At 65.9% G+C, this 23,949-nt stretch carries 20 protein-coding genes; 2 read left to right on the top strand and 18 right to left on the bottom strand.

The window, feature by feature from the left end; all coding sequences use genetic code 11:
- Positions 1-39: 39 nt before the first annotated feature.
- From ACVOMH_RS09275 to ACVOMH_RS09260, 4 genes are read right to left on the bottom strand one after another with little or no spacing between them, the layout of a single operon-like run.
- A complete protein-coding gene (locus ACVOMH_RS09275; RefSeq protein ID WP_481551758.1) occupies positions 40-1,803 on the bottom strand; it encodes an ABC transporter transmembrane domain-containing protein in 1,764 nt (587 codons plus the stop codon).
- Positions 1,796-2,392: an IMPACT family protein gene (locus tag ACVOMH_RS09270; RefSeq protein ID WP_481551757.1), complete on the bottom strand. Its 597-nt coding sequence runs from the start codon at positions 2,390-2,392 to the stop codon at positions 1,796-1,798. The genes ACVOMH_RS09275 and ACVOMH_RS09270 overlap by 8 nt, the downstream gene beginning before the upstream one ends.
- Before the next feature lie 45 nt (positions 2,393-2,437).
- Positions 2,438-3,397 (bottom strand): hypothetical protein, encoded by a 960-nt coding sequence (locus ACVOMH_RS09265; RefSeq protein ID WP_481551756.1) that lies wholly within the window; start codon positions 3,395-3,397, stop codon positions 2,438-2,440.
- Positions 3,394-3,912, bottom strand: a complete 519-nt coding sequence (locus tag ACVOMH_RS09260; protein WP_481551832.1) for an RNA polymerase sigma factor — start codon at positions 3,910-3,912, stop codon at positions 3,394-3,396. Before ACVOMH_RS09260 ends, ACVOMH_RS09265 begins: the two co-directional genes overlap by 4 nt.
- A 204-nt stretch (positions 3,913-4,116) precedes the next feature.
- Here ACVOMH_RS09260 and ACVOMH_RS09255 point away from each other — a divergent pair, with 204 nt between their 5' ends.
- On the top strand, positions 4,117-7,023 hold the full coding sequence (locus ACVOMH_RS09255) for a bifunctional diguanylate cyclase/phosphodiesterase (protein WP_481524242.1): 2,907 nt from the start codon (positions 4,117-4,119) through the stop codon (positions 7,021-7,023).
- Positions 7,024-7,222: 199 nt separating this feature from the next.
- On the opposite strand, the gene ACVOMH_RS09250 is transcribed toward ACVOMH_RS09255, so the two are convergent.
- From ACVOMH_RS09250 to purB, 8 genes are all read right to left on the bottom strand, one after another.
- On the bottom strand, positions 7,223-7,816 hold the full coding sequence (locus tag ACVOMH_RS09250) for an LOG family protein (protein WP_481524241.1): 594 nt from the start codon (positions 7,814-7,816) through the stop codon (positions 7,223-7,225).
- A 123-nt stretch (positions 7,817-7,939) separates the two neighbouring features.
- Positions 7,940-9,364, bottom strand: coding sequence for a dihydrolipoyl dehydrogenase (gene lpdA, locus ACVOMH_RS09245; RefSeq protein ID WP_054659053.1), 1,425 nt, complete (start codon positions 9,362-9,364; stop codon positions 7,940-7,942).
- Between the two features lie 126 nt (positions 9,365-9,490).
- Positions 9,491-10,681: a dihydrolipoyllysine-residue succinyltransferase gene (sucB, locus tag ACVOMH_RS09240; protein WP_481551755.1), complete on the bottom strand. Its 1,191-nt coding sequence runs from the start codon at positions 10,679-10,681 to the stop codon at positions 9,491-9,493.
- 42 nt (positions 10,682-10,723) lie between these two features.
- Positions 10,724-13,552 carry a 2-oxoglutarate dehydrogenase E1 component gene (locus ACVOMH_RS09235; RefSeq protein ID WP_481551754.1) on the bottom strand — a complete coding sequence of 943 codons (2,829 nt, stop codon included), beginning with the start codon at positions 13,550-13,552 and terminating at the stop codon, positions 10,724-10,726.
- 176 nt (positions 13,553-13,728) lie between these two features.
- Positions 13,729-14,637 carry a GNAT family N-acetyltransferase gene (locus tag ACVOMH_RS09230; RefSeq protein WP_057505818.1) on the bottom strand — a complete coding sequence of 303 codons (909 nt, stop codon included), beginning with the start codon at positions 14,635-14,637 and terminating at the stop codon, positions 13,729-13,731.
- Entirely contained in the window at positions 14,634-16,067 is a 1,434-nt protein-coding gene (locus ACVOMH_RS09225) for a ribosomal protein uL16 3-hydroxylase (RefSeq protein ID WP_481551753.1), read from the bottom strand. Before ACVOMH_RS09225 ends, ACVOMH_RS09230 begins: the two co-directional genes overlap by 4 nt.
- Positions 16,068-16,169: 102 nt before the next feature.
- Positions 16,170-16,598, bottom strand: coding sequence for a VOC family protein (locus tag ACVOMH_RS09220; protein WP_481551752.1), 429 nt, complete (start codon positions 16,596-16,598; stop codon positions 16,170-16,172).
- A 119-nt stretch (positions 16,599-16,717) separates the two neighbouring features.
- Entirely contained in the window at positions 16,718-18,100 is a 1,383-nt protein-coding gene (purB, locus tag ACVOMH_RS09215) for an adenylosuccinate lyase (protein ID WP_481551751.1), read from the bottom strand.
- A 170-nt stretch (positions 18,101-18,270) separates the two neighbouring features.
- Between purB and ACVOMH_RS09210 the strand changes: the two genes are divergently transcribed.
- Complete coding sequence (locus ACVOMH_RS09210) at positions 18,271-19,662, top strand: class II fumarate hydratase (protein ID WP_481551750.1); 1,392 nt, start codon at positions 18,271-18,273, stop codon at positions 19,660-19,662.
- A gap of 75 nt (positions 19,663-19,737) precedes the next feature.
- On the opposite strand, the gene ACVOMH_RS09205 is transcribed toward ACVOMH_RS09210, so the two are convergent.
- Genes ACVOMH_RS09205 through ACVOMH_RS09180 form a run of 6 tightly spaced genes read right to left on the bottom strand, consistent with a single transcriptional unit; the run spans position 19,738 to position 23,947 of the window.
- Positions 19,738-20,172 carry a hypothetical protein gene (locus ACVOMH_RS09205; protein WP_481551749.1) on the bottom strand — a complete coding sequence of 145 codons (435 nt, stop codon included), beginning with the start codon at positions 20,170-20,172 and terminating at the stop codon, positions 19,738-19,740.
- Between the two features lie 57 nt (positions 20,173-20,229).
- Positions 20,230-20,820, bottom strand: a complete 591-nt coding sequence (locus tag ACVOMH_RS09200; RefSeq protein WP_481524232.1) for a DUF2884 family protein — start codon at positions 20,818-20,820, stop codon at positions 20,230-20,232.
- Between the two features lie 28 nt (positions 20,821-20,848).
- A complete protein-coding gene (locus tag ACVOMH_RS09195; RefSeq protein ID WP_481551748.1) occupies positions 20,849-21,676 on the bottom strand; it encodes a GIN domain-containing protein in 828 nt (275 codons plus the stop codon).
- 29 nt (positions 21,677-21,705) lie between these two features.
- A complete protein-coding gene (locus ACVOMH_RS09190) occupies positions 21,706-22,719 on the bottom strand; it encodes a hypothetical protein (RefSeq protein ID WP_481551747.1) in 1,014 nt (337 codons plus the stop codon).
- Positions 22,716-23,588 carry an ABC transporter ATP-binding protein gene (locus ACVOMH_RS09185; RefSeq protein ID WP_481551746.1) on the bottom strand — a complete coding sequence of 291 codons (873 nt, stop codon included), beginning with the start codon at positions 23,586-23,588 and terminating at the stop codon, positions 22,716-22,718. Before ACVOMH_RS09185 ends, ACVOMH_RS09190 begins: the two co-directional genes overlap by 4 nt.
- Positions 23,585-23,947, bottom strand: a complete 363-nt coding sequence (locus tag ACVOMH_RS09180; RefSeq protein WP_481551745.1) for a GntR family transcriptional regulator — start codon at positions 23,945-23,947, stop codon at positions 23,585-23,587. The genes ACVOMH_RS09185 and ACVOMH_RS09180 overlap by 4 nt, the downstream gene beginning before the upstream one ends.
- Between the last annotated feature and the right edge of the window lie 2 nt (positions 23,948-23,949).

Below are 23,949 nucleotides of genomic sequence, written 5' to 3'. Positions count from 1 at the left end.
TGCCGGCAGCGGCGTTACCCGGCTGTCGGCATGATGTTCTCAATCTATGAACTGCAGTCGCGCCAGTTCGGCATACAACCCGTCCTGGGCCAGCAGCTCGGCATGCGAGCCTTGGGCGATGATGCGACCGTGGTCCATCACCACGATGCGGTCCGCCTTCAGCACCGTGGCCAGACGATGCGCGATCACCAGCGTGGTGCGGCCGCTCATCAGTCGTTCCAGCGCCTGCTGCACCGCGCGCTCGCTCTGCGCGTCCAGCGCGCTGGTGGCCTCATCCAGCAGCAGTACCGGTGCGTCCTTGAGCAACGCGCGAGCGATGGCGATGCGCTGTTGCTGGCCGCCGGACAGGCGCGCGCCGCGCTCGCCCAGATCGCTGGCGTAACCTTCGGGCAGCTGGCTGAGGAACTCGTCGGCTTCGGCCGAGCGTGCGGCGACCCGTATCGCTTCATCACTGGCCTCGAGCCGGCCATAGCGGATGTTGTCGGCGGCGCTGGCGGCGAACAGGGCCGGCTGCTGCGGTACCAGCGCGATGTTCTGGCGCAGTTGGGCCGGATCGAGCCGGCGCAGATCGATGCCATCAAGCTGCACGCTGCCGGCGTCCGGATCGTGGAAACGCAGCAGCAGTGACAGCACCGTGCTCTTGCCCGCGCCGGAGGGGCCGACCAGGGCAACGGTCTCGCCGGGCGCCACCGTCAGGCTGAAGTCGTCCAGTGCCGGCTGGTCCGGACGCTGCGGGTAGTGGAAGGACACGTGCTGGAAGCGGATTTCCCCGCGCAGCGGTACCGGCAGCGGCTGTGCTTGCGCCGGCGCGGTGATGCGCGGCGTTTCGGCCAGCAGCTCGGCGATGCGGCCCATGCCGCCGGCGGCGCGCTGCAGCTCGTTCCACACCTCGGCCAGTGCGCCCACCGAGCCGCCGCCGATCAGCGCATACAGCACGAATTGTCCCAGCGTGCCGGCGCTCATGTTGCCGTCCACGACATCGTGCGCGCCGGACCACAGCACCGCGACGATGGCACCGAACACCAGCACGATGGCGATGGCAGTGACGACGGATTGGGTGCGGATGCGGCGCCGTGCGGTGGCCACCGAGACCTTCAATGCGTCTTCAAAGCGGCCGCGTTCGTAGGGCTCGCGGGCATGGGCCTGCACAGTGCGGACCGCGCCCAGGGTCTCGGCGGCCAGTGCATTGGCGTCGGCGATGCGGTCCTGGCTGGCGCGTGAGATCTTCTGCAGCTGGCGCGCGCCCAGCACGATCGGCAGCACCGCCAGAGGAATGCCAATCAACGCATACGCGGCCAGACGCGGGCTGGTGACAAACAGCATCACCATGCTGCCAACGACGGTGACGGCGCTGCGCAGAGCCACCGACATGGTCGAACCGATCACGCTGCGCAGCAGTTCGCAGTCGGCGGTCAGCCGGGATACCAGCTCGCCGCTGCGGTTGCGGTCGTGAAAGCCGGCATCCAGGCCGATCAGGTGGGCGTACAGGCGTCCACGCAGGTCGGCGACGACCTTCTCGCCCAGCAGCGACACAAAGAAGAAGCGGGCGGCCGTGGCTAGCGCCAATACCACCGCCACCACGAACAGCAGCGAGAACGCGCGGTTGATCTGGCCGCCGCCGGAGAAACCGTGGTCGATCATCTGTTTGACCGCCATCGGCAGGCTCAACGTTGCCGTTGAGGACACCGCCAATGCGACCAGCCACGCCCCGAACAGGGCGCCATGGCGACGCACGAACGGCCACAGCGCCTTGAGGCTGCCCAGCTTCTGCAGCTTGGGTGAGGGAGGCATTGGTTCAGTCATGGGGGGAAAGCTCGCTCATGCGCAGGCGGTCGCGGGTGGCGTCACGCAGGCGCAGCGCCAACGCGTCGATCTGGTCGGCAGGCAGGCGCACGTGCAGGCGCAGACCCTCGGGCAGGAATTGTTCTTCAAGCTTCTCGGCACCGGCATTGCCCAGCAGGGTGTGGACGATGCCCATGTCCTCGAAGCCGCATTGCAGGATGCGTTCGGTCATCGCCACCAGCGGGCTGCGCTGGGCCAGCCGCAGGCACTCGGCGGCGGTACCGCCATAGGCGCGCACCAGACCGCCGGCGCCCAGCTTGATGCCGCCATACCAGCGCGTGACCACCACCGCGATGCGGTCGTAGCCTTGGCCATCAATCGCTGCCAGGATCGGCCTGCCCGCGGTGCCGGCCGGTTCGCCGTCATCGCTGGAGCGGTATTCATTGCCGTGGCGGTAGGCCCAGCAGTTGTGGGTGGCATCGGCGAACGAGACCGCACCGATGAACGCCAATGCTTCGGCGGCAGTGCCGATAGGGGCAGCCTGCGCGAGGAAGCGGCTGTGTTTTATCTCCAGCTCATGGCTGGCGGGGGCGGCAAGGGTGTCGAGCATCACCGCCATTCTAGAGGCTGGCAACCGACGCGTGTGTCTGCGCGGTCAGTCCGTGAGCAGGGGGCGCAGGTCACGCGGAATACGCGCCTCGGGATACTCCTGCATGAAACGCTGCAGGCTCAGACGTGCGCCGGACAGATCGCCGGAGGCGCGGCGTTCGCGGATGCGCTTGAGCCACTGCCGGCGCGGGAGCGCGGCATCGCTGCCGATGTCGCTCTGCCATTGCTGCAGTCGTTCGGCCGCGAGATTTTCGGCACTCTGCGGCGTGCTGCCGGAACTGCGGACCGCCGCCAGCGGTTCGGGCCGAGGCGCGGCCGTGCGGGCAACCGGCGGCGCCTGGAGCGCGGTGCGCCGATCGGCCTGCGCGCCGGCGTATTCGTCGTTTTGCGGAGCCATCGCCTGTTGCGGAGTCATCGCCGGTGCTGGTGCGGGTGGTGCTGGCGGGGAAGGGGAAGTGACCATCGGCGTGGCTTCAACGGCGGGCGCCGTTACCACTGCCGCGTCGCTTGCAGATGCGGCGCGCGGTGCTGGTCTTTCACTGGGCCGTGCCCTGGCTGGCAGGGGCGTTGTGGCGGCTTTTGCGTCCGGGGCCTTCTTGTCCGTTGTGGCAGCCGGTTCCCCGATGGAGGCGGGTGCAGTTGTACCCGCCCCACCCGCGGCAGCCTGGGCCTGGGGTGGTGCTGACGCCGGGTAATTGGCCGGGGCGGTGCGGACGGCACTGGGAACCGGTGCTGCGGGGGGGGGCGGCCGCAACTGCCAGGCAAGGCCCACCACCAGTACCAGCGAGGCGGCGATTGCCAGCGAGGAGGTCACGCTGCGGCGACGGCCCCAGCCTTGGCTGCGGGCCGAGCGCGGTGATGCGGCGGGCGCGCCGGACAACGGTTGTCGCGCCGTTGCCAGGATCCGGGCGTCGAGCTCGGCGCCGGGCTGCTCGCTGGAGCGCGGTTGCCCCAGCAGCCGGGCGAGTTCGCGTTCTTCCGGGGTCAGCCTGTCGGAGATCTTCATTCGTTCAACCTCGCGCGCAGCTTGTCCATCGCGTAACGCAGTCGCGATTTGACGGTTTCCCGGCCCACGCCGGTGATCTGCCCGATTTCTTCCAGACTCAGCTCCTGCTCAAGGCGCAGGATGACCACTTCCTGCTGCTCGGGCGGCAGTTCCGCGAGCCCCTGTTGCAACTGCTGGCGCCGGATGTGCTCATCGGCCAGCAGTTCCGGGGTGCGTACATCGGCCAGTCGCGCTGTGCGCTCGTCTGCATCGGCCGGTGCCGCAGGGCGGTGCCTGGCGGCCCGCCAGTGATCATTGAGCCGGTTGTGGGCGATGCGGAACAGCCAGGTGGCGAAGGCGGCCTCCGGCTGCCAGCTGCCGCGGGCGTTGATGACCTTGTGCCAGATATCCTGGAAAAGTTCCTCGGCCAGCGAGCGGTCACGCAGTTGGCCCAGCAAGTAGTGGAACAGGCGGGTCCGATGGCGGGCATACAGCTCGGCGAACGCGTCGCCATCGCCACGCGCATAGGCCAGCATCAGCGTTTCGTCGGAAACAGGTTGGACGGCGGTATCCACTTTCCCAGCCTAATGATTCCTCGGGTGGATGCCTAGCCGGCCGGCGAGTCTGCTCCTGCGGATTCAGATAAAGAACTTTTGCCCGGCCCTGTATATCCGCGTGGGTGACGGTATGCTGCGGATCAGGGGAGCCCATCCAGTTTGGGAGCCAAAGAGACCGGATGTATGCTCTACAGCCCGCTTGATATCCTTGCCGCCCACCCGCGTGCGGACAGTGATTCCCCCACGGCCCGCGTGGTGGCGACCCTGCAGGGCCTGCTCCCCGCCGGAAGTACGGTGGCGCTGGCGTGGGAGGACGCGGTGCTGGCTGCCGGTGGCTGTACCAGTCCGCCGGATCGCGATGCGCTGCAGTCGGCGGTGCGACAGCAGCTCGAGGGGGCCGCGTTGACGGGTGATCTTCCCCTGCGTGTTTCAACCACGTGGACGCATGCCGACAGCGGCACCCGGATTGCACTGATCGCCGAGCTCACCGAAACTGTGGCGCACGAGCAGCGCGAAGCGTGGCTGGGTACGGCGCGGGCGCTGGTGACCACGGTACTGATGACCTTGCGCCAGCAGCTGCGGATCCAGGAGTTGGAGCGCTCCAAACGCTTGCAGAAGGCATTGTTCGAGATCGCCGATCTGGCCGGTTCGGATCTGGATTTCGATGAAATGCTGGCGCATTTCCATCAGATTCTCGGCTCGCTGATGTACGCGGAAAACTGCTACATCGTCGAATGCGACGAGCAGCAGAGCAGTCTGCGCTTTCTGTACTTCGTGGACACCCAGGACGATTTCATCCCCGAGCCCGAACGCAGCTATCGCCACGAGGAGATGCCGGCCAGCCTGACCTTCGCCGTGCTGCGGCATGGCCAGGTGATGAGCGGCCCATCGCGTGAGCTGCTGAGAAATATCGATTCACGGTGTGACAAGGCCGAGGGGCTGGAAAGTGCCGACTGGCTGGGGGTGCCGATGTGGCGCAACGGGCGGGTGTGCGGCGCCATCGTGGTGCAGAGCTACCAGCTCGAGGTCCGCTACTCGGACGAGGATCGCGCGGTACTGAATTTCGTTGCCAAGCACATCCTGACCGCCATGGACCGGCGGCAGGCGCATGTGCGGCTGGAGCAGCACGTACAGCGGCGCACGCTGGAGCTGGAGCGGGCAAACCGCAGTCTGCAGGCGGAAATCAACGAGCGCCGTCGCGCTGAAATGGTGCAGACGGCGCTGTTCCGGATTTCCGAGCTGGCCATGAGCTGCAACAGCCAGGCCGATTTCCATGCACAGCTGCACGCAGTGATCTGCACGTTGCTCGATGCCCGGAACTTCTACATCGCCCTGGTGAACGCCACCGGCGATGGGGTGGACTTCGTCTACTCGGTGGATGAAAAGAGACCCCGGGAAACCTCGCGCCCGTTCAGTGGCGGCCTGACCGAATACACCATCCGCCGGGGACAGCCGTTGCTGGCCATGCGCGAGGATATTGATCGGTTGATCGCCAACGGTGAGCTTTGCGAGTTTGGCACGCCTTCCTATTGCTGGCTGGGGGTACCACTGCTGAACGATGACGAGATTATGGGAGTGATCGCGGTTCAGAGCTATTCGCCTGACGTGGTTTTCAACGCGCAGGACCAGCGGCTTCTCGCGTTTGTGGCCGGCAATATCGGCAACAGCTTGACCCGTCAGCGTGATCGCGGCCGCCTGCTCGATGCGCATTCGGAACTGGAGCGCCGGGTCGTGGAGCGCACCTACGAGCTGGGGGAGGTCAACCAGAAGCTGCTCGGGCAGATCAGTGAACGTCTGCGCGCGGAGGAGCGGCTCACCCACCTTGCCTTGCACGACGTGCTGACCGGTCTTCCCAATCGCATGCATCTGCAGCAGACGCTTGAGCAGACCATTGCCCATGCGCGCCTGGGCGCTGGCCCGCCTTTCGCGTTGTTGTTCCTGGACCTGGACCGCTTCAAATGGGTCAATGACAGTATCGGCCACGCCGCCGGTGATCAGATGCTGGTGGAGGTCGCGCGACGGCTGGTGCGGATGATCCGCACCGATGATGTCGTCGCCCGCCTGGGAGGCGATGAGTTCGCGCTGGTGGTGCGTTGTGACGGTGGTGCTGTGGCGGCCATGGATCTGGGGCGGCGTCTGCTGAAAGTGCTGGAGGCGCCGATGTGGGTGGAGGGGCGCGAGCTGTTTCCTTCCGGTAGCGTGGGTATCGCGTTGTGGCACCCGCGCTACACCTCCGGCGCGGATCTGCTGCGGGATGCCGATGCGGCGATGTACCGGGCCAAGGTGAAAGGCCAGGACCGCTGTGTGGTGTTCGATGCCGCCATGCATCAGGAAGCGATGCGCAGCCTGGAGCTGGAGTCCGATCTGCGGCGTGCGATCAACAATCGTGATTTCGTGCCCTTCTACCAGCCCATCGTGTCACTGGAGGATGGTCGCCTGATCGGCCACGAAGCGTTACTGCGATGGCCGCACGAACAGCGCGGCCTGCTGTTGCCCGGGCAGTTTCTCGCGCTGGGCGAGGAGAGCGGACTGATCGAGCAGGTCGACTGGCTGATCTATGAACAGGTGGTCAAGGATCTGGCCCGCACCACGCGTGGCTACGTGTCGGTCAATGTCTCGCCCCGGCATTTCCGCGTGGCGGATTTCGCGCCGCGCCTGCTGGCAGTGATCGAAGAGGCAGGTGCCGATGCGGATCGATTGCGCATTGAAATCACCGAAACGGCCTTGCTGGATGATGCACCGCGTACGCTGCAGACCCTGCACCAGTTGCGGGAGCGGGGCGTGGTGGTGCAGCTGGACGATTTCGGAACCGGGTATTCGGCGCTGTCCTATCTGCATCGTTTTCCGATCAGCGCGTTGAAGATCGATCGCAGTTTTGTCGCCGGACTGCACGCACAGAGCGGCAAGAGCACGCTGGCACTGGTGGACGGAGTGCTGTCGTTGGCCCGGACCCTGGGTATCGAAACCATCGGCGAGGGCGTGGAAACCGAGCAGCAACGCCAGACCCTCCAGCAGCTGGGCTGCAACTACGGGCAGGGATATCTGCTGGGGTATCCCGCTCCGCGCCAGGCCACTTTGCATCAGCTTTGATGTACAAAAAAAACAAGCCCGCCGATGCGGGCTTGTTCTGGACGGGCGCTCACTGTGCTTGAACGGCATGCCCGAAGAGGATCGATCTGGATGATCCCCGGCGCGGCCGCATCAACGCAATGGATTGCGTTTTCTCCCGGCCGCGCCACGTCCGGAGGCGGGCGCTTTCCAGCCACTCGCGCTGCGCCGTGCCAGTGACTTACCGCAACGCGGCGCGCAGCTTCTCGTCGAACCACTTGCTGGCCTGCGCCGGCGAGTAGGCGCGCATCCATTCGAGCATCTGCGCCGGATCTTCGCCGTGCCACAGATCATCGCGCTGTTCCGGATGCAGGAAGCGTTCGCTGACCATGGTGTCGATCATGCCGATCAGCTGTGCGTAGAAGCCGTCGATATCGAGGAAGGCACAGGGCTTCTTGCCAATGCCGAGCTGGCGCCAGGTCAGCATCTCGAAGATCTCCTCGGCGGTGCCGAAGCCGCCGGGCAGGGCGACGAAGGCATCGGACAGGTCGAACATGCGCGACTTGCGCTCGTGCATCGAGCCGACGATCTCCAGCGTGGTCACGCCTTTATGCGCCACTTCCATGTCCACCAGATGCTGCGGAATCACGCCGGTGACTTCGCCGCCGGCGGCCAACACGCCGTCGGCCACCGCGCCCATCAGTCCGGTCCTGCCGCCACCGTACACCAGCCGCAGGCCTTCTTTGGCAATGCGCGTTCCCAGTTCGGTGGCGCGTTGCATGTAGATGGGCTTGGCGCCGGGATTGGAGCCGCAGTAGACGCAGATGGACTTCATGGTTGTTCCTGATGGATGGGGAGAGGTATTCGGATTCCGTCTATGAACAGGGGCGGGATCAGAGGATTTCAAAAGCAAGAAGGCCCCGCCGGGGCGGAGCCTTCTGCACACAGGCCGTGGGGCTTAGTTGGCCTTGTGGATCGAACGCTTGCCAACGGCCATGGCCGCGTCGTGCACCACTTCCGACAGCGACGGGTGGGCATGGCAGATGCGGGCCAGATCGTCGGCCGAACCGCTGAACTCCATCGCCAGCACGCCTTCGTGCACCAGCTCGGAGACGTTCACACCGACCATGTGCATGCCGAGGATGCGGTCGGTTTCGGCATGGGCCAGCACTTTGACGAAGCCAGCCGGCTCGGACATCGCCACTGCGCGGCCGTTGGCGGCGAACGGGAAGCTGCCGGCCTTGTACGGAATGCCTTCGGCCTTGAGCTGCTGCTCGGTCTTGCCGACCCAGGCCAGTTCCGGCTCGGTGTAGATGACCCACGGGATGGTGTCGAAGTTGACGTGGCCGGGCAGGCCGGCGATCAGTTCGGCCACCGCGATGCCTTCCTCGAAGCCCTTGTGGGCCAGCATCGGGCCGCGCACGCAGTCGCCGACCGCCCACACGCCGTCGACGCCGGTGTGGCAATGGTCGTCGACCACGATCTGGCCGCGCTCGTTGACCTGCACGCCGGTACCGTCGGCCAGCAGGCCCTTGGTGGCGGCACGACGGCCCACGGCGACCAGCAGCTTGTCGACGGTGATGGTCTTCTCGCCGCTGGCGTCGCTGTAGGTGACCAGCACTTCCTTGCCCTTGACCTCGGTCTTGGAGACCTTGGCATTGAGCTGGATGTCCAGGCCCTGCTTCTTGAATTCCTTGGCGGCGACCTTGGCGGCTTCGCTGTCGGCAGCGGCCAGGAACTCCGGCATGGCTTCCAGGATCGTCACTTCCGCACCCAGGCGCTTCCACACGCTGCCCAGTTCCAGGCCGATCACACCGGCGCCGATCACGGCCAGGCGCTTGGGCACTTCGGTGAAGTCCAGCGCGCCGACGTTGTCGACGATGGTGTCACCGTTGAATTTGGCGAACGGCAGCTCGATCGAATCCGAACCGGCGGCGATGATGACGTTGGTGCCCTTCAGCTCGACGGTGCTGCCGTCGTGCTGCTTGACGGTGACCACGTTGCCGGCCTGCAGCTGGCCGAAGCCGTAATAGGCGGCAACCTTGTTGGCCTTGAACAGCTGGGCGATGCCGCCGGTGAACTGCTTGACGATCTTGTCCTTGCGGCCAACCATCGCGCCGACGTCGATCTTGGCGTCGTTGAAGCTGATGCCATGGTCGCCAAAGATGTGGCCCATGTTCCAGAACTGGCGCGAGGAATCCAGCAGCGCCTTGGACGGGATGCAGCCCACGCGCAGGCAGGTGCCACCCAGGGCCGGCTTGCCGTCCTTGCCCAGCGCTGCGTCGATGCAGGCGGTCTTCAGACCGAGCTGGGCGGCGCGGATGGCGGCGTGATAGCCGGCAGGACCGGCACCGATGACGACGACGTCGAATTGTTCAGCCATTGATAATTCCTTGTTGCTTTCCGTCGGCCCGGAGGCGGGCCGCTGGCGCCTGGCGCCGGGAAGAGGACGGTGATGCGAGCCTGCAAAGCCAAGCCCCTCGCCATTGCGGGCGAGGGGCTGGAGGGATTACAGACCGAACAGCATGCGGCCCGGGTTTTCCAGCTGGTTCTTGATATCCACCAGGAACTGCACCGAGTCCTTGCCATCGATGATGCGGTGGTCATAGGACATGGCCAGGTACATCATCGGAGCGATCACGACCTGGCCGTTCTCGGCGATCGGACGATCCTTGATCGTGTGCATGCCGAGGATGGCGCTCTGCGGCGGGTTGACGATCGGGGTCGACATCAGCGAGCCGAAGGTGCCGCCATTGGTGACGGTGAAGGTGCCGCCCTGCAGTTCTTCCAGCGACAGCTTGCCGTCGCGGGCCTTCTTGGCGTAGTCGGCGATGGCCTTTTCGATGTCGGCGAAGGACATGCGCTCGACGTTGCGCAGCACCGGGGTCACCAGACCCTTGTCGGTGGACACGGCGATCGAGATGTCCGAGTAGCCGTGATAGATGATGTCGTCACCATCGATCGAGGCATTGACCAGCGGGAAGCGCTGCAGCGCATTGGCGGCGGCCTTCACAAAGAAGCTCATGAAGCCCAGCTTGATGCCGTGGGCCTTCACGAACTCTTCCTGCAGTTCCTTTCGCGCGGCGGAGACCTTGGCCAGGTTGACTTCGTTGAAGGTGGTCAGCATCGCGGTCGAGTTCTTCGACTGCATCAGACGCTCGGCGATGCGCTTGCGCATGCGGGTCATCGGCACGCGTTCTTCCGGACGGGCGCCGCCGGCCTTGCCGACGCCACCGTTGCGGGCGAAGTTGACGATGTCTTCCTTGGTCACGGCGCCGTGGCGGCCGGTGCCGGACACGTCAGCCGGGTTCACGCCTTCGGTGATGGCCGAGAAGCGGGCGCCCGGGGGCAGGGTGTCGGCGGCGGACTTGGCAGCCGGAGCCGGCGCGGCAGCAGCGGCGGCGGCCGGAGCGGCAGCCTTCGGCGCTTCGGCAGCGGCGGCCGGGGCGGCAGCGGCAACCGCGCCTTCCTCAATGATGGCCAGGATCTGGTTGGAGGTGACGGTGTCGCCTTCCTTGAACTTGATTTCCTTCAGCACGCCATCAACCGGTGCCGGCACTTCCAGCACGACCTTGTCGGTTTCCAGGTCGAGCAGGTTCTCGTCACGCTTGACGGCCTCGCCCAGCTTCTTGTGCCAGGTGGCGATGGTGGCGTCGGAGACGGATTCGGGCAGTACCGGTACTTTGACTTCGGTGGCCATTGGGCGGATTTCCTGGTTGCAGATTCTTGAGAGAAAGGTGGCTTATTCGGCGTAGTTGTCGTCGATCTTGTTGACCAGCGCGTCGGCGAGCAACTGCTGCAGTTCGCGCAGGTGATCGGACATGTGGCCAACAGCAGGCGACGGAGAACGCGGGCGACCGGCATAGTGCAGGGCCTGGCCATCGGCCACGCATGCCTGCAGGTGGTGCCTGATCTGGTACCAAGCACCCTGGTTCATCGGCTCTTCCTGGCACCACACCACGTCGGTGGCCTTGTCGAACTTCTTCAGTTCGGCAGCCAGCGCCGGGCGCGGGAACGGATAGAGCTGTTCGATACGCACGATGGCCACATCGTCCTGGCCACGCTTGGTCTGGTCTTCCAGCAGGTCGTAGTAGACCTTGCCCGAGCACAGCACCACGCGCTTGACCTTCTTGGCGTCGGCGGCGGCGTCACCGATCAGGTGCTGGAACTCGCCGTTGGCCAGTTCGTCCAGGGTCGACACGGCCAGCTTGTGGCGCAGCAGCGACTTGGGCGACATCACCACCAGCGGCTTGCGGGTGTCCATGCGCATCTGGCGACGCAGCATGTGGAATGCCTGGGCCGGGGTCGACGGTACGCAGACCAGCATGTTCTCCAGCGCGCACAGCTGCAGGAAGCGCTCCAGGCGCGCGGAGCTGTGTTCCGGACCTTGTCCTTCATAACCGTGCGGCAGCAGCAGCGTCAGGCCGGAGATGCGGCCCCACTTGGCCTCGCCCGAGGCGATGAACTGGTCGATCACCACCTGGGCACCGTTGGCGAAGTCGCCGAACTGGCCCTCCCAGATGCACAGGGTGTTGGGATCGGTGGTGGAGAAGCCGTACTCGTAGGCCATCACCGCTTCTTCGCTGAGCAGCGAATCGATAATGGTGGCCTTCTCCGGCGACTCGACCAGCTGACGCAACGGCAGGTAATAGCTGTCGGTCTTCTGGTCATGCAGGATCGCATGGCGGTGGGTGAACGTACCGCGGCCGACGTCCTGGCCGACCAGGCGCAGGCCGTGGCCTTCGTCCAGCAGGGTGGCGTAGGCCAGGTTTTCGGCAAAGCCCCAGTCACCCGGGATCTCGCCGGCGGCCATCTTGCGGCGGTCGTCATAGACCTTGGCTACGCGCGAATGCACTTCCACACCCTCAGGAATGGTGTTGATCATCGCGGCCAGCTGGGCCAGCTTGCCCATCTCGACCTTGGTGCTGACCTGGTCGGACAGCTTGCCCGCCAGATACTTGCCCCAATCCACGAACAACTTGCTGGTGGCCGGGGTTTTGCCCACATCGGCCAGTTCGGCGGTCACTTCACCGGCATCGAGCTTGTTGCGATAGCTGTCGACCAGCTCCTTGCCGGCACCGGCCGGGATCACGCCGGCGGCTTCGAGCTGTTCGGCATACAGCTCGCGGGTGGTCTTGTGCTTGCGGATCACCTGGTACATCAGCGGCTGGGTGATCGCCGGCTCATCGGCTTCGTTATGACCCCAACGGCGGTAGCAGATCAGATCGATCACGACGTCCTTGTTGAACTGCTGGCGGAAGTCGTACGCCAGCTTGGCGGCAAACACCACCGCTTCCGGATCGTCGCCGTTCACGTGCAGGACCGGTGCGCCGATCATCTTGGCGATATCGGTGCAGTACAGGGTCGAGCGCGAATCGTCGCGGTTGGAGGTGGTGAAGCCCACCTGGTTGTTGACCACGATGTGCATCGTGCCGCCAACGGTGAAACCGCGGGCCTGCGACATCTGGAACAGTTCCATCACCACGCCCTGGCCGGCAAAGGCGGCGTCACCGTGGATCAGGATCGGCATCACCTGCTTGCGCGCGGCATCGCCGCGACGCTCCTGGCGCGAACGCACCGAGCCGGCAACCACCGGGTCGACGATTTCCAGGTGCGACGGGTTGAACGCCAGTGCCAGGTGCACCGGGCCGCCATCGGTGGCGACGTCGGCGGAGAAACCCATGTGGTACTTCACGTCACCGGCGACAGCACGCTCGTCGTGCTCGAACTTGCCTTCGAACTCGTCGAACAGCTTGCGCGGGTTCTTGCCGAGCGTGTTGACCAGCACGTTGAGGCGGCCGCGGTGGGCCATGCCGATGATCACGTCCTTGACGCCATCCTTGCCGGCGCTGCGGATCACGGTGTCCATCATCGGGATCAGCGAATCGCCGCCTTCCAGCGAGAAGCGCTTCTGGCCGACGTACTTGGTGTGCAGGTAACGCTCAAGGCCTTCGGCCGCGGTCAGGCGCTCCAGCGTGCGGCGCCGGGTGTCGGCATCGAGGTTGTAGTTGCCGCCGGCGTTCTCGAGGCGCTGGTAGAGCCACTGGCGCTGCTCGACCTCGGCGATGTGCATGAATTCCGCACCGATCGAGCCGGTATAGGTCGCCTTCAGGCGTGCAACCAGATCGCGCAGCTTCATCCGCGGCTGGCCAGCGACGCCCCCGGTGCTGAACTCGTCGTTGAGGTCGGCGTCGGTCAGGTGATGGAACGGCAGGCTCAGGTCCGGCGGATTGACCGGCGGGGTCAGGCCCAGCGGATCCAGGCGGGCACCCAGGTGGCCGCGCGAACGGTAAGCGGTGATCAGACGGCCGACGTTGCGCTCACGCTCGTCGCCTGCACTGGCAGCGCCTGCGTTGGACGCGTTCTTGGCGGCTTCGGTGATGAGGGCGATGGCGGCCGAGTGCGGGACATCACCTGCTTCGCGGCCCTTGAAGCCATCGAAGTAGGACTTCCACTTGGGGTCCACACTGTCCGGAGAAACGAGGTACTGCTCGTACAGATCCTCGATATAGGAGGCGTTGCCGCCGGCGAGTTGCGATGACTGCGCAAACTGCTTCAGGAGATTGTCCACGATGGAGTGTCGGATTCGCTTGTGGGGTATGACTCAGGGAAACCGGCGCGTCATATGAACAGGCGCGCACGGGCGTGATCTAACCGCTGAATTATACCCCTGCCGGGACAGGAAGGGGCATTCACACTGTCCCGTGGATTAATGCCAGGCCGCCATTTGTCTTGCCGTGTCTGGCGTCAGACACCGAGGACACGCAGTGCGCTGCAGACGCGCGATCGCTCCCAGATACGCTGGAACAGCTCGTCCTGCTGCCGGGCGCGCGCATCGTTGGCCAGGGACAGCTCGCCCTCCAAACGTTCGCCCATTGGACGAAAGTAGCAGTCGCCATTGTCATTGCCGATGCCGGCCGACGCGACGGCGCAATCGACCGGATCGACCGGCTCACGCAGCTCGAAAACGCTGGGCAAGCGCTGGATCAACGCCGTCAGTGGCGCAGGCAAGGTGGCCAGGTCTCCTTCGGCGAGCAGCAGCTGTACCTGCTTGTCGTGGCGGGCGGTGGCAAAGCGGCGCAGCGCCGCCAGCAGCTGGGGCTGCCCGAGCAGGACCGAGTCGTCACCGCGGATCTGGAGCCGCAACCGCCGGCGCGCGCGATGGATCACGCTGCTGGCGGCGGCCGTCGCTCCGGCCAGATCGGCCACGCGCATGGCGCCATCGAGCCGGCGGCGCATGGTCTGGTGGGTGATGCCGGCCTCTTCGAAGGTATCGCCTTCGGGCAGGAAACCGTTGCGGGCGTAGAAGTCGCGCGCGGTCAGCTGGGCGTGCAGGCTCACCTCGCCCCAGCCGCGGCGGCGGGCCTCGGCGACCAGGGCTTCGAGCAGGGCGTCGCCGACGCCGTTGCCGCGGGCGCCGGCCACGACCGCCATGCGTCCGATCCGGCGCTCGGGAGTCAGCCGGCCGGTACCGATGGGCTGGCCATCGGCATCGCGCGCCAGCACGTGATGGCTGAGCGGGTCCAGCGCATCGACCTCCAGCTCCACCGGTACCTGCTGTTCAATCACGAACACGGCATGCCGCACGCCATGCAGCGCGGCCTGCTGGGTGGCGTAGTCGGCGGTTTCGATATGGAAACTGGGGGCGGGGATCATGCTGCGGGGGTATCCGTGTCGTCGTTGTCGCAGATCACCACGACCTCGACCCCGTCTTCGCTGACATTGACGGTCTGGATGTCGGCCTGGGCCGGCTCGCCTTCGGCGGCCTGGGTGTACTCGAACACCTCGATCTCGACTTCCGGCGCGTCGTGGTCGTCGTCGGCGTCATTGTCGCTGTCGTCCAGTTCTTCGGCAGCGGCCTGCAAACGGGCGAGCGTCTCCACATCCAGCAGCTGGAAGTAGCCGCCGGCCAGCAGCTCCAGCATGGCGCTGCGGCCCTTGGCCGAGAGCTTGCGGTAGGCGGTGGCGTCGATGTGTTCGGCGGCGGCCAAGGTCTGCGCGTCCTTCACCGACAGCGGAAATTCGCGGCCTGAGCAGTACAGCGTGCCGCCCCGGGTGGCACGGCGCCAGGCCAGACGGGCCCACGGGTGGCGCTCCAGCTCGCCGCCACGGGCCAGTTCGGCTTCCACCTCTTCCAGCGGGCGCGGTGCCTGTGAGGGCAGGATGTCGCCGGCCGAGCGGTAGGTGGTGATGAAGCGGCCGAACCAGTCGCCGAGGCGGTCCGGATCGTTCATCCGCAGCGCATTGAGCGCGGTGACCACCCGCTTCATCGCCGCCGCATCGATCTCGTTGGGATCTTCAGGCAGCTTCAGGTCCGGATCCTGGAAGCGGATGGATTCATCGGCATTGGCCACCAGGTCATCCAGCCAGTCGCTGATCAGCTCGGCCGATGACGGTGCGCGCATGCCGAAGGAGTAGGTCAGGCACGGGTCTTCGGCCACGCCGTTGTGCGGCACGTTCGGCGGCAGGTAGAGCATGTCACCGGGCGCCAGCACCCAGTCGTGGCTGGCCTTGAACTTCTTGAGCAGCTTCAGCTCCACGTCCGGGCGGAAATCCAGCGGTGGGCGCTTGCCCTTGGTCGATTCGCTGGCGTCGATCTGCCAGCGGCGGTGGCCGTGGCCCTGCAGCAGGAACACGTCGTACTGGTCGACATGGGCGCCGACCGAGCCGCCGGTGGCGGCGAAGCTGATCATCACGTCATCCATGCGCCAGCGCGGCAGGAAATCGAAGTGGGCCAGCAGCGCGCGCACGTCCGGGTCCCACTTGTCCACGTCCTGCACCAGCAGGGTCCAGTCGTGGTCGGGCATGCCCGGGAACTCATCTTCCTGGAACGGGCCGGTACGCACGGTCCAGCCGTCGGTGGCGCGGTCGTGGTTGATCAGCCGTGCCAGCGCGCCGTCCTCGCAGGCCAGACCGGCCAGATCGTCCGGCGAGACCGGGCTCTGGAAATCCGGGAAGGCACCGCGGATCAGCAGCGGACGCTTCTGCCAGTAGTCGCGCAGGAAGGTGGCCGGGGCCATGCCCAGCGGCTGGCCCGGCTTGGCCTGGACTTCGATCGGATAGGTCTTGTTCTTGCGTGCAGCCATGGGAAATCCTTGCAGCGTGGAAGCGGGGTTGCGGGCGCCAGATGCGCGCAGGCCGCTATTGTCCCCTTGTTGGCGCCAAACCGCACGACTACCGGCGCGAAGTCAGGCCGGCGCGCGGGCGATCCCGTCATGGCCGTCACCGGTGAATGGCAGGGGGCACCGGCGATGATCGGAGGGATCGGCCGTGGTCACGAGGCGGCCCCAGGCGGCTTCGCGTATCCCGGCTTCCGGGCGCATTCCGGCCGCTTCGGCTCGGGCCAGTACCGGCTCCAACAGTGGTACCACCACATCCAGGTGCAGAGGCGTCCAGTGACACCCGCAGTGGCGGGGCTGGCTGGCGGCCGCATCGCCGCCAGCCGGAGGTGCCAGCCGCCACAGCAGGGCCTCGGCGCCGAGCAGTTCGACTCCGGCATCGCCGATGCGTCGGCCGGGGCGCCGCCCGAACGCCGCGCAGTAGCAGGCCTGGGCGGTGGCCAGCCCGGGCACATCCAGGTTGATCCGCAGTTCCCTTGAGACCTGGACTGCCAGCATAGGCGTGCACCATCGCCCCGGGGCAATGCGGTTTCACGGTGCGCGGCTGCGGGCAGGCGCCAGATGGCAGAAGAGCCGGCAGTGCCGGCTCCTCTGGGGTTCGCTCAGGTGATCAGGACTCAGATCGCCTTGGCCAGCTGTGCGGCCAGGCCGGCATAGCCGCCCGGGGTCAGCTCGCGCAGGCGCTGCTTGGCCTCGGCCGGCAGCTCGAGCGATTCAATGAACGCGCGCATCGAATCGGCGGTGATGCCGTGGCCGCGGGTCAGGGCCTTGAGCTGCTCGTAGGGATTGGGCAGGCCGTGGCGGCGCATGACCGTCTGCACGGCTTCGGCCAGCACTTCCCAGGCCGCATCCAGATCGGCATCCAGACGCTCCGGGTTCACGGTCAGCTTGCCCAGGCCCTTGGCCAGCGAGTCCAGCGCGATCTGGCTGTGGCCGAAGGCGGTGCCGACCGCACGCAGCACGGTGGAGTCGGTCAGGTCGCGCTGCCAGCGGCTGATCGGCAGCTTGGCGGAAAAGTGCTCGAACAGCGCATTGGCGATGCCGAAGTTGCCTTCGGCGTTCTCGAAGTCGATCGGGTTGACCTTGTGCGGCATGGTCGAGGAGCCGACTTCGCCTTCCTTGAGCTTCTGCTTGAAATAACCCAGCGAGATGTAGCCCCAGATGTCGCGGGCCAGGTCGATCAGGATGGTGTTGGCGCGACGGGCTGCGTCGCCGATCTCGGCCACGTTGTCGTGCGGCTCGATCTGGGTGGTGTAAGGGTTGAACACCAGCCCCAGCGAGGTGACGAACGCTTCGGCGAAGGCCGGCCAGTCGACATCCGGATATGACACGACATGGGCGTTGTAGTTGCCGACGGCGCCATTGATCTTGCCGGTCAGCTCGACCGCGCCGATCTGCTTGATCTGCCGTTCCAGGCGGGCGACGACATTGGCCATTTCCTTGCCCAGGGTGGTCGGCGAGGCGGTCTGGCCGTGGGTGCGCGAGAGCATCGGCTGTTCGGCCTGGGCGTGGGCCAGCTGGCGCAGCGTGGCGGCGATGCCGCTGTAGGCCGGCACGATCACCTTGTCGCGGGCTTCAGCCAGCATCAGGCCGTAGGACAGGTTGTTGATGTCCTCGCTGGTGCAGGCGAAATGCACGAACTCCAAGGCCGGCGCCAGCTCGGCGTCGTCCTTGAGCTGTTCCTTGATGAAGTACTCCACGGCCTTGACGTCGTGGTTGGTGGTGCGCTCGATTTCCTTGACGCGGGCGGCATTCTCAACCGAGAAGCCCTCGGCCAGCGCGCGCAGCCTGGCCTTGCCGGCGGCGCTGAAATCGGCCAACTCGCTGATGCCCGGTTCGGCACCCAGCGCCAGCAGCCACTCGATCTCGACCTTGACGCGGGCCTTGATCAGGCCGTATTCGGAGAAGATCGGACGCAGCGCGTCGACCTTGCCGGCATAACGGCCGTCAAGCGGGGACAGGGCGAGCAGGGTGGCTTCTTGGCGGGACGTATCCGTCATGGCGGCAGGCGTTGGGCAGTGGCGGGGGCGCACATTCTACGCCGACGACGGCGGCAGGCTGTGCCACGGGCGGCGCCGCAAAACGAATTCCTCGCAGGTGATGGGCTAGATTGCCGCTGAAAGGCGGGACCGTAGTCGCCGCCGGAATGTCGATCTGTTGGAGGAATCCTATGAAGATGCGTGTCGAACACGACAGCATGGGCGAGCTGCAGGTGCCGGCCGAGGCGCTGTGGGGTGCACAGACCCAGCGCGCGGTGGAGAATTTTCCGGTGTCCGGGCAGCGCATGCCACGGGCCTTCATCCGGGCTTTGGGGCTGATCAAGGGCGCGGCGGCCGAGGTCAATGCCGGGCTGGAGCTGCTGCCCAAGGGCGTGGCCAAGGCGATCCAGACAGCAGCGGCCGAAGTGGCGACCGGCGCGCACGACGCGCATTTCCCGATCGACGTCTACCAGACCGGCTCGGGCACCTCCTCGAACATGAATGCCAACGAGGTCATCGCCACGCTGGCCAACCACAGCGGCAGGGCCGGCAAGACCGTCGTGCACCCCAATGACCACGTCAATCTGGGGCAGAGTTCCAACGATGTGATCCCGACCGCGATCCGCGTCTCGGCGCAGCTGGAAACGGTGCAGACCCTGTTGCCGGCGCTCAAGCACCTGCGCAAGACCATCGACAAGCGCGGGCGTTCGCTGGGCAAGATCGTCAAGACCGGCCGTACCCACCTGATGGATGCGATGCCGCTGACCTTCGCACAGGAGTTCGGCGCGTGGTCGGCGCAGCTGGAATCGGCGCAGGCGCGGATCGAGGACAGTCTCAAACGCCTGCGCCGGCTGCCGCTGGGCGGCACCGCGATCGGTACCGGTATCAATGCCGACCCGCGCTTCGGTGGCAGGGTGGCCAAGGCGCTGTCGACCACGACCGGGGTGAAGTTCGACAGTGCGGAGAATAAGTTCGAAGGGCTGGCCGCACAGGATGACGCGGTGGAGCTGTCCGGCCAGTTCAATGCGCTGGCGGTGGCGCTGATCAAGATCGCCAATGACCTGCGCTGGATGAACGCCGGACCGCTGGCCGGGCTGGGCGAGGTGGAACTGCCGGCGTTGCAGCCGGGCAGCTCGATCATGCCGGGCAAGGTCAATCCGGTGATTCCCGAAGCCACCGTGATGGCCGCGGCGCAGGTGATCGGCCACCACACCGCCATCACCATTGCCGGGCAGACCGGCAACTTCCAGTTGAACGTGACCCTGCCGCTGATCGCAGCCAACCTGCTGGATTCGATCCAGCTGCTGTCCAGCGTGATGAACCTGCTGGCCGACAAGGTGATCGCCGGGCTGGTGGTCAAGCAGGAACGGGTGCGTGAGGCGCTGGCCCGCAATCCGATCCTGGTGACCGCGTTGAACCCGATCATCGGCTACGAGAAGGCCGCGGCGATCGCCAAACGGGCCTACAAGGAGCAGCGTCCGGTGCTGGAGGTGGCAGTGGAGGACAGCGGTCTGTCCGAGGCCGAGCTCAAGCGGCTGCTGGACCCGGCGGAGCTGACCCTGGGCGGCATCCACGGCGGCTGAGGCGGGCAGCTCAGGCCGGGCATGAAAAAGGCGGGCATCTGCCCGCCTTGGTGCTGGCGCCGGAAGGGCGCGTGGTCAGCGCAGCGCGCGCGGGTTGGCCAGCGCCTCGCTGTACTGCTTGAATTCGGGAATACGTTCGGCCAGATCGGCCGGGAACGGTTCCTGCCCCGGCGGGATCACGATCGGCAGGGTGCGCTCGCCCGGCTTGCTGGCCGGCGTGGCGTCCACCAGTGTGTTCTGGCGCAGGATCTGCAGTTTGACGAAACCGGTCTGCAGGATCTGCTGTTGCTCGGGAGTGAGTGGAATCTGGATGTCATCCACGCGCAAGCCGCCATTGGGCTGGATGTCGAGATTGGGATAGGGGGCGCGACGCAACGCGATACGGTCATCGGTCACTTCCATCTTCGGTTTGCTGCGCTCGACGCGGTGCGCGGCGTATTCGGCGCGGTCGCCACAAGCGGAGAGCAGGGAAACCATGGCCGCCAGGGCCAAAAACAGCAGCTTGTTCATGAGAGGGCAAAGCGTGGGGCAGGGGGCGGCAGTTTACCGCCCCGCTACCAATGCGGCTTACGGAGCGGAGAACTCACCGTTACTGCGGCAGTCGTCGATATCACTCTGGTCCATCTTCGCGTACGGGGCGAACTGGGGTACGGCGGCGGCCAGCTTCTGCTGGGTGGCCATCAGTCCGGGCAACTGGTCGCAGATCAGCTGCGCCTGCTGTTTCAGCTTGTCGGCTTCGGCATTGATCCGGGCTTCGACCTGTCCACTGTTGCCGCTGAAAATGCCCTTGATCGCTTCCCCGGCGGCATTGACGCCGAGGTTGGCGCCGGCTATGCCGACATCGATACCGGCTTCGGCCACTTTGACCATCTGCGCGCGGTACTGCATCACCAGTGCCCGCTGCCCGGCATCGAGCGGTACGGCAGTACCGTTGATCAGCAGCTCGCCGCTGGGCGAGATCTCGACCTTGGCGCCGCCGTCTTTGGAAATACTGATGTTGCCTTCGGCCAGCTTCTTGCGGGCTTCATCGGTAGCGGCGCGGACCTTCTGGCCAAGCGCTGTATCGGTGCCCGGAGCACCGGTCTGGGGGCGTTCACCGCAGGCGGCCAGCGGCAGGGCCAGAACCAGGGCGAACAGGGGGGCGACAGGAATTTTCATGAGGTGCTTTCCGTTGCGGTTGGGAATGTCAGCGTTTTTTTGGCAGATCGACCGTGCCGGAAACGCCGCTGTGACGGATCGAGCCGCTGCCCACGCGTTGCACGCGCAGGCTGGCGGCGTTGTGGACGTCAGCGTCACCCGAGCCGATCGCGCCCAGGCTGACGCCGCCGCGGGTGTCACGTACCTCGATATCGCCGGAGCCAAGGCTTTCGATGGTCACCGCGCCCTGTACGCCGCGCAGCTCCAGGTCGCCCGAGCCGACGCTTCCGACCCGTGCATCACCGCGGACGCCGTGGATCCGGGCGTCACCCGAGCCCAGTGACAGCAGGTACAGGGCGCCGACGTTGTCGAACTGGATATCACCGGAGCCGACCGCCGCGGTGGCCAAGCCCTTGATGTCGCGGGCGCTGACATCGCCGGAGCCGACATCGGCGCTCATCGAGCGCGCGCCGGCCAGCGTGGCGTCACCCGAGCCGACCTTGAGCTGTACCAGGATGTTGTCCGGCACGGTGCCGGTCAGGTCCAGATAGGCGTAGGTGCTGCCGCTGAAGTTGATATTCAGGCCCTGGCTTTCGCGCTTGAGGGTGACCACCAGCTTGTCGCCCACCCTGTGCTGGGTCAGCGACAGCTGGCCCAGCAGATCCTGGGTCGAGGCGCAGGCGCGACCGCTCAGCGCGGCGCTGGCGCCGGGGCTGGCCTGCAGCTTCAGGTCGTGGCTGTTGACTTCAAACACCACGGCTTTGGCGCCGGCCAGCTCCAGCTCCAAGGCCTGTGGCTGGCTGAACTTGCAGTGCTCCCCGGCAATGGCGCTGGCGGGCAGCAGGGCCAGGGCGAACAGGAGGGGTTTGATGTTCATCTCGGTTCCTTGCGTTGGCGGAAGGCGGTTCAGATGTCGTCGCGGCGCTGGCGCAGCCAGATCGCCAGAACGATGAAGGCGATGCCGACGACGGCGCCAATCCACAGCTGCGGGCTGGCCAGCGTCGTGAACTGGTCGGCTGGAGTAAGGCCATGTAGCACCGATTGCAGCGATTGCCCGCCGTTGAGGTCAGCCTTGTAGGCCATCTCGATACCCGGCACGGTGCCCAGCAGCAGGCGGCCGACCACATGGGCCCAGAACCAGCCGGCATTCATGTCGAACAGCTTCATCAGCCCGAACCAGCTGACCACCACGCCGGCGAACACCGGCAACATCACCGCCCACAGGAACGGCTTGCTCTTGGCCCAGGACGAACAGAGCAGCAGCCAGCCGGCGGTAGGCAGCGCCCAAAGCGCATAGACCGGGATCCAGGCGAACATGCCACCGATGAGGGTCAGCGGGCTGGCTGGCCCCCAGATCAGGGTCATCGGGCTGCCGCCATGGGCCAGCGCCACCAGGCTGATCATCAGCAGGAAGCCCAGCATGGTGAGGATGCCGGCGATCACCGCCAGCACCGGTGCCACGACCAGCGCGCTGGCCAGCTTGGACAGCACCGTCTGGGTGTCCGACAGCGGCATCGATTTCCAGAACAGCACACTGCGATCGCGGCGATCGTCGTACAGCGCGCCCAGACAATAGAAGAACACCACGAAGCCGAGCACGATGAACGGCCACGCCGAGCTGAGCACCAGGGTGAAGTTCATGCCCTCGGCCCACTTGCCCATATCGGCGGGTGACATCTGCGAGGTCAGCAGCTTCAGGTCCAGGCCGTTGACGTTCACACCATTGATATGGAGATCGCCATTGTCCGCGGCGCGGTTGGCCGCCCACAGCCCGGCGACGATCGCCATCAGCGACAGCAGCAGGGACACGCCGCCGGCGATCAGCGGCGCCCACAGGAAGCCGCCGCGGTTTTCCCAGTATTCGCGCTTGAGCAGCCACTTGAACTTGCCCAGCGGGGTGATGTGGTGAACGGCGTTCATGCGTAGGTTCCCTTCATGATGGCCACGAACAGGTCGGCCAGGCCCGGGTTGCGGGTTTCGCCCAGGGCGGTGACACGGCTGCGCTCGACGTTGTCATACAGCAGCACGGTTTTGCCGAACGGCAGGGCGCGCTCGTCGATCGGGCCCAGTGCGCGGGCGGCGTCCAGCGTGTCGGCCGAGGCCAGCAGCTCGGTGTAGCGTCCGGCCATCGATTCCATGTCGGCGGCGAGCACGATCCTGCCATCGCGGATGAACAGCACGTCGGTGAGGATATGTTCGATCTCCTCCACCTGGTGGGTGGTGATGATGATCGTCTTCTGCTCGTCGAAATAATCTTCCAGCAGGCGCTGGTAGAACTCCTTGCGGTACAGGATGTCCAGACCCAGGGTCGGTTCGTCCAGCACCAGCACCTTGGCGTCGATGGCCATCACCAGCGCCAGGTGCAACTGCACCACCATGCCTTTTGACAGCTCGCGCACCCGCTGCCTGGGCTGCAGTTTGGTGTTGGCCAGAAAGCGCTCGCAGCGCGCGCGGTCAAAGCGCGGATGCACGCCGGCGACGAAGTCGATGGCTTCCCTGACCCGGATCCAGCGCGGCAGCACGGCCACGTCGGCGATGAAGCAGACATCGTTCATCAGCGCGTTGCGCTGGGTGCGCGGATCCATGCCCAGCACGCGCAGCTCGCCTTCGAACGGGGTCAGCCCGAGCAGGGCCTTCAGCGCGGTGGTCTTGCCGGCGCCGTTGGGGCCGATCAGGCCGACGATGCGGCCCGGTTCGATGGAGAAGCTGGCGTTGTCCAGTGCCGGCTTCTTCTTGTAGGCCTTGCGCAGGCCGGTGGCGGAAACGACCGGTTCAGTAACGGCATTCATAGCGTGGTCCCCGATGGCAGCAGATCTTCCAAGGTCAGCCCCAGACGCTGGATACGCTCCAGGACCGCGGGCCATTCGTCTTTGAGAAAACGTTCGCGCTCGTTGCCACGCAGCTTCAGCGCGGCTTCCTCGGTCATGAACATGCCCAGGCCACGTCGCTTCTCGACCAGTTTCTCGTCGGCCAACTCCTGGTAGGCACGCGATACCGTGATCGGGTTGAGCTGGTATTCGGCCGCCACCTGGCGTACCGAGGGCAGGGCATCGCCCGGCTTGAGCAGCCCGTCCAGCATCATCGCGATCACGCGATCCTTCAACTGGCGGTAGATGGGAGCACCATCGCTCCACTGGATATCAGTCATGA

The organism is Stenotrophomonas sp. STEN013 (genome assembly GCF_056760355.1).
Note: the sequence above shows the minus strand (reverse complement) of the source record. Positions and strands in the feature narration are given on the sequence as shown.

Bases quoted from the DNA above. Each gene is read 5' to 3' on its own strand.
- ACVOMH_RS09275 (WP_481551758.1), bottom strand. From the start codon at position 1,803: ATGACTGAACCAATGCCTCCCTCACCCAAGCTGCAGAAGCTGGGCAGC.
- ACVOMH_RS09270 (WP_481551757.1), bottom strand. From the start codon at position 2,392: ATGCTCGACACCCTTGCCGCCCCCGCCAGCCATGAGCTGGAGATAAAA.
- ACVOMH_RS09265 (WP_481551756.1), bottom strand. From the start codon at position 3,397: ATGAAGATCTCCGACAGGCTGACCCCGGAAGAACGCGAACTCGCCCGG.
- ACVOMH_RS09260 (WP_481551832.1), bottom strand. From the start codon at position 3,912: ATGCTGGCCTATGCGCGTGGCGATGGCGACGCGTTCGCCGAGCTGTAT.
- ACVOMH_RS09255 (WP_481524242.1), top strand. From the start codon at position 4,117: ATGCTCTACAGCCCGCTTGATATCCTTGCCGCCCACCCGCGTGCGGAC.
- ACVOMH_RS09250 (WP_481524241.1), bottom strand. From the start codon at position 7,816: ATGAAGTCCATCTGCGTCTACTGCGGCTCCAATCCCGGCGCCAAGCCC.
- lpdA (WP_054659053.1), bottom strand. From the start codon at position 9,364: ATGGCTGAACAATTCGACGTCGTCGTCATCGGTGCCGGTCCTGCCGGC.
- sucB (WP_481551755.1), bottom strand. From the start codon at position 10,681: ATGGCCACCGAAGTCAAAGTACCGGTACTGCCCGAATCCGTCTCCGAC.
- ACVOMH_RS09230 (WP_057505818.1), bottom strand. From the start codon at position 14,637: ATGATCCCCGCCCCCAGTTTCCATATCGAAACCGCCGACTACGCCACC.
- ACVOMH_RS09225 (WP_481551753.1), bottom strand. From the start codon at position 16,067: ATGGCTGCACGCAAGAACAAGACCTATCCGATCGAAGTCCAGGCCAAG.
- ACVOMH_RS09220 (WP_481551752.1), bottom strand. From the start codon at position 16,598: ATGCTGGCAGTCCAGGTCTCAAGGGAACTGCGGATCAACCTGGATGTG.
- purB (WP_481551751.1), bottom strand. From the start codon at position 18,100: ATGACGGATACGTCCCGCCAAGAAGCCACCCTGCTCGCCCTGTCCCCG.
- ACVOMH_RS09210 (WP_481551750.1), top strand. From the start codon at position 18,271: ATGAAGATGCGTGTCGAACACGACAGCATGGGCGAGCTGCAGGTGCCG.
- ACVOMH_RS09205 (WP_481551749.1), bottom strand. From the start codon at position 20,172: ATGAACAAGCTGCTGTTTTTGGCCCTGGCGGCCATGGTTTCCCTGCTC.
- ACVOMH_RS09200 (WP_481524232.1), bottom strand. From the start codon at position 20,820: ATGAAAATTCCTGTCGCCCCCCTGTTCGCCCTGGTTCTGGCCCTGCCG.
- ACVOMH_RS09195 (WP_481551748.1), bottom strand. From the start codon at position 21,676: ATGAACATCAAACCCCTCCTGTTCGCCCTGGCCCTGCTGCCCGCCAGC.
- ACVOMH_RS09190 (WP_481551747.1), bottom strand. From the start codon at position 22,719: ATGAACGCCGTTCACCACATCACCCCGCTGGGCAAGTTCAAGTGGCTG.
- ACVOMH_RS09185 (WP_481551746.1), bottom strand. From the start codon at position 23,588: ATGAATGCCGTTACTGAACCGGTCGTTTCCGCCACCGGCCTGCGCAAG.
- ACVOMH_RS09180 (WP_481551745.1), bottom strand. From the start codon at position 23,947: ATGACTGATATCCAGTGGAGCGATGGTGCTCCCATCTACCGCCAGTTG.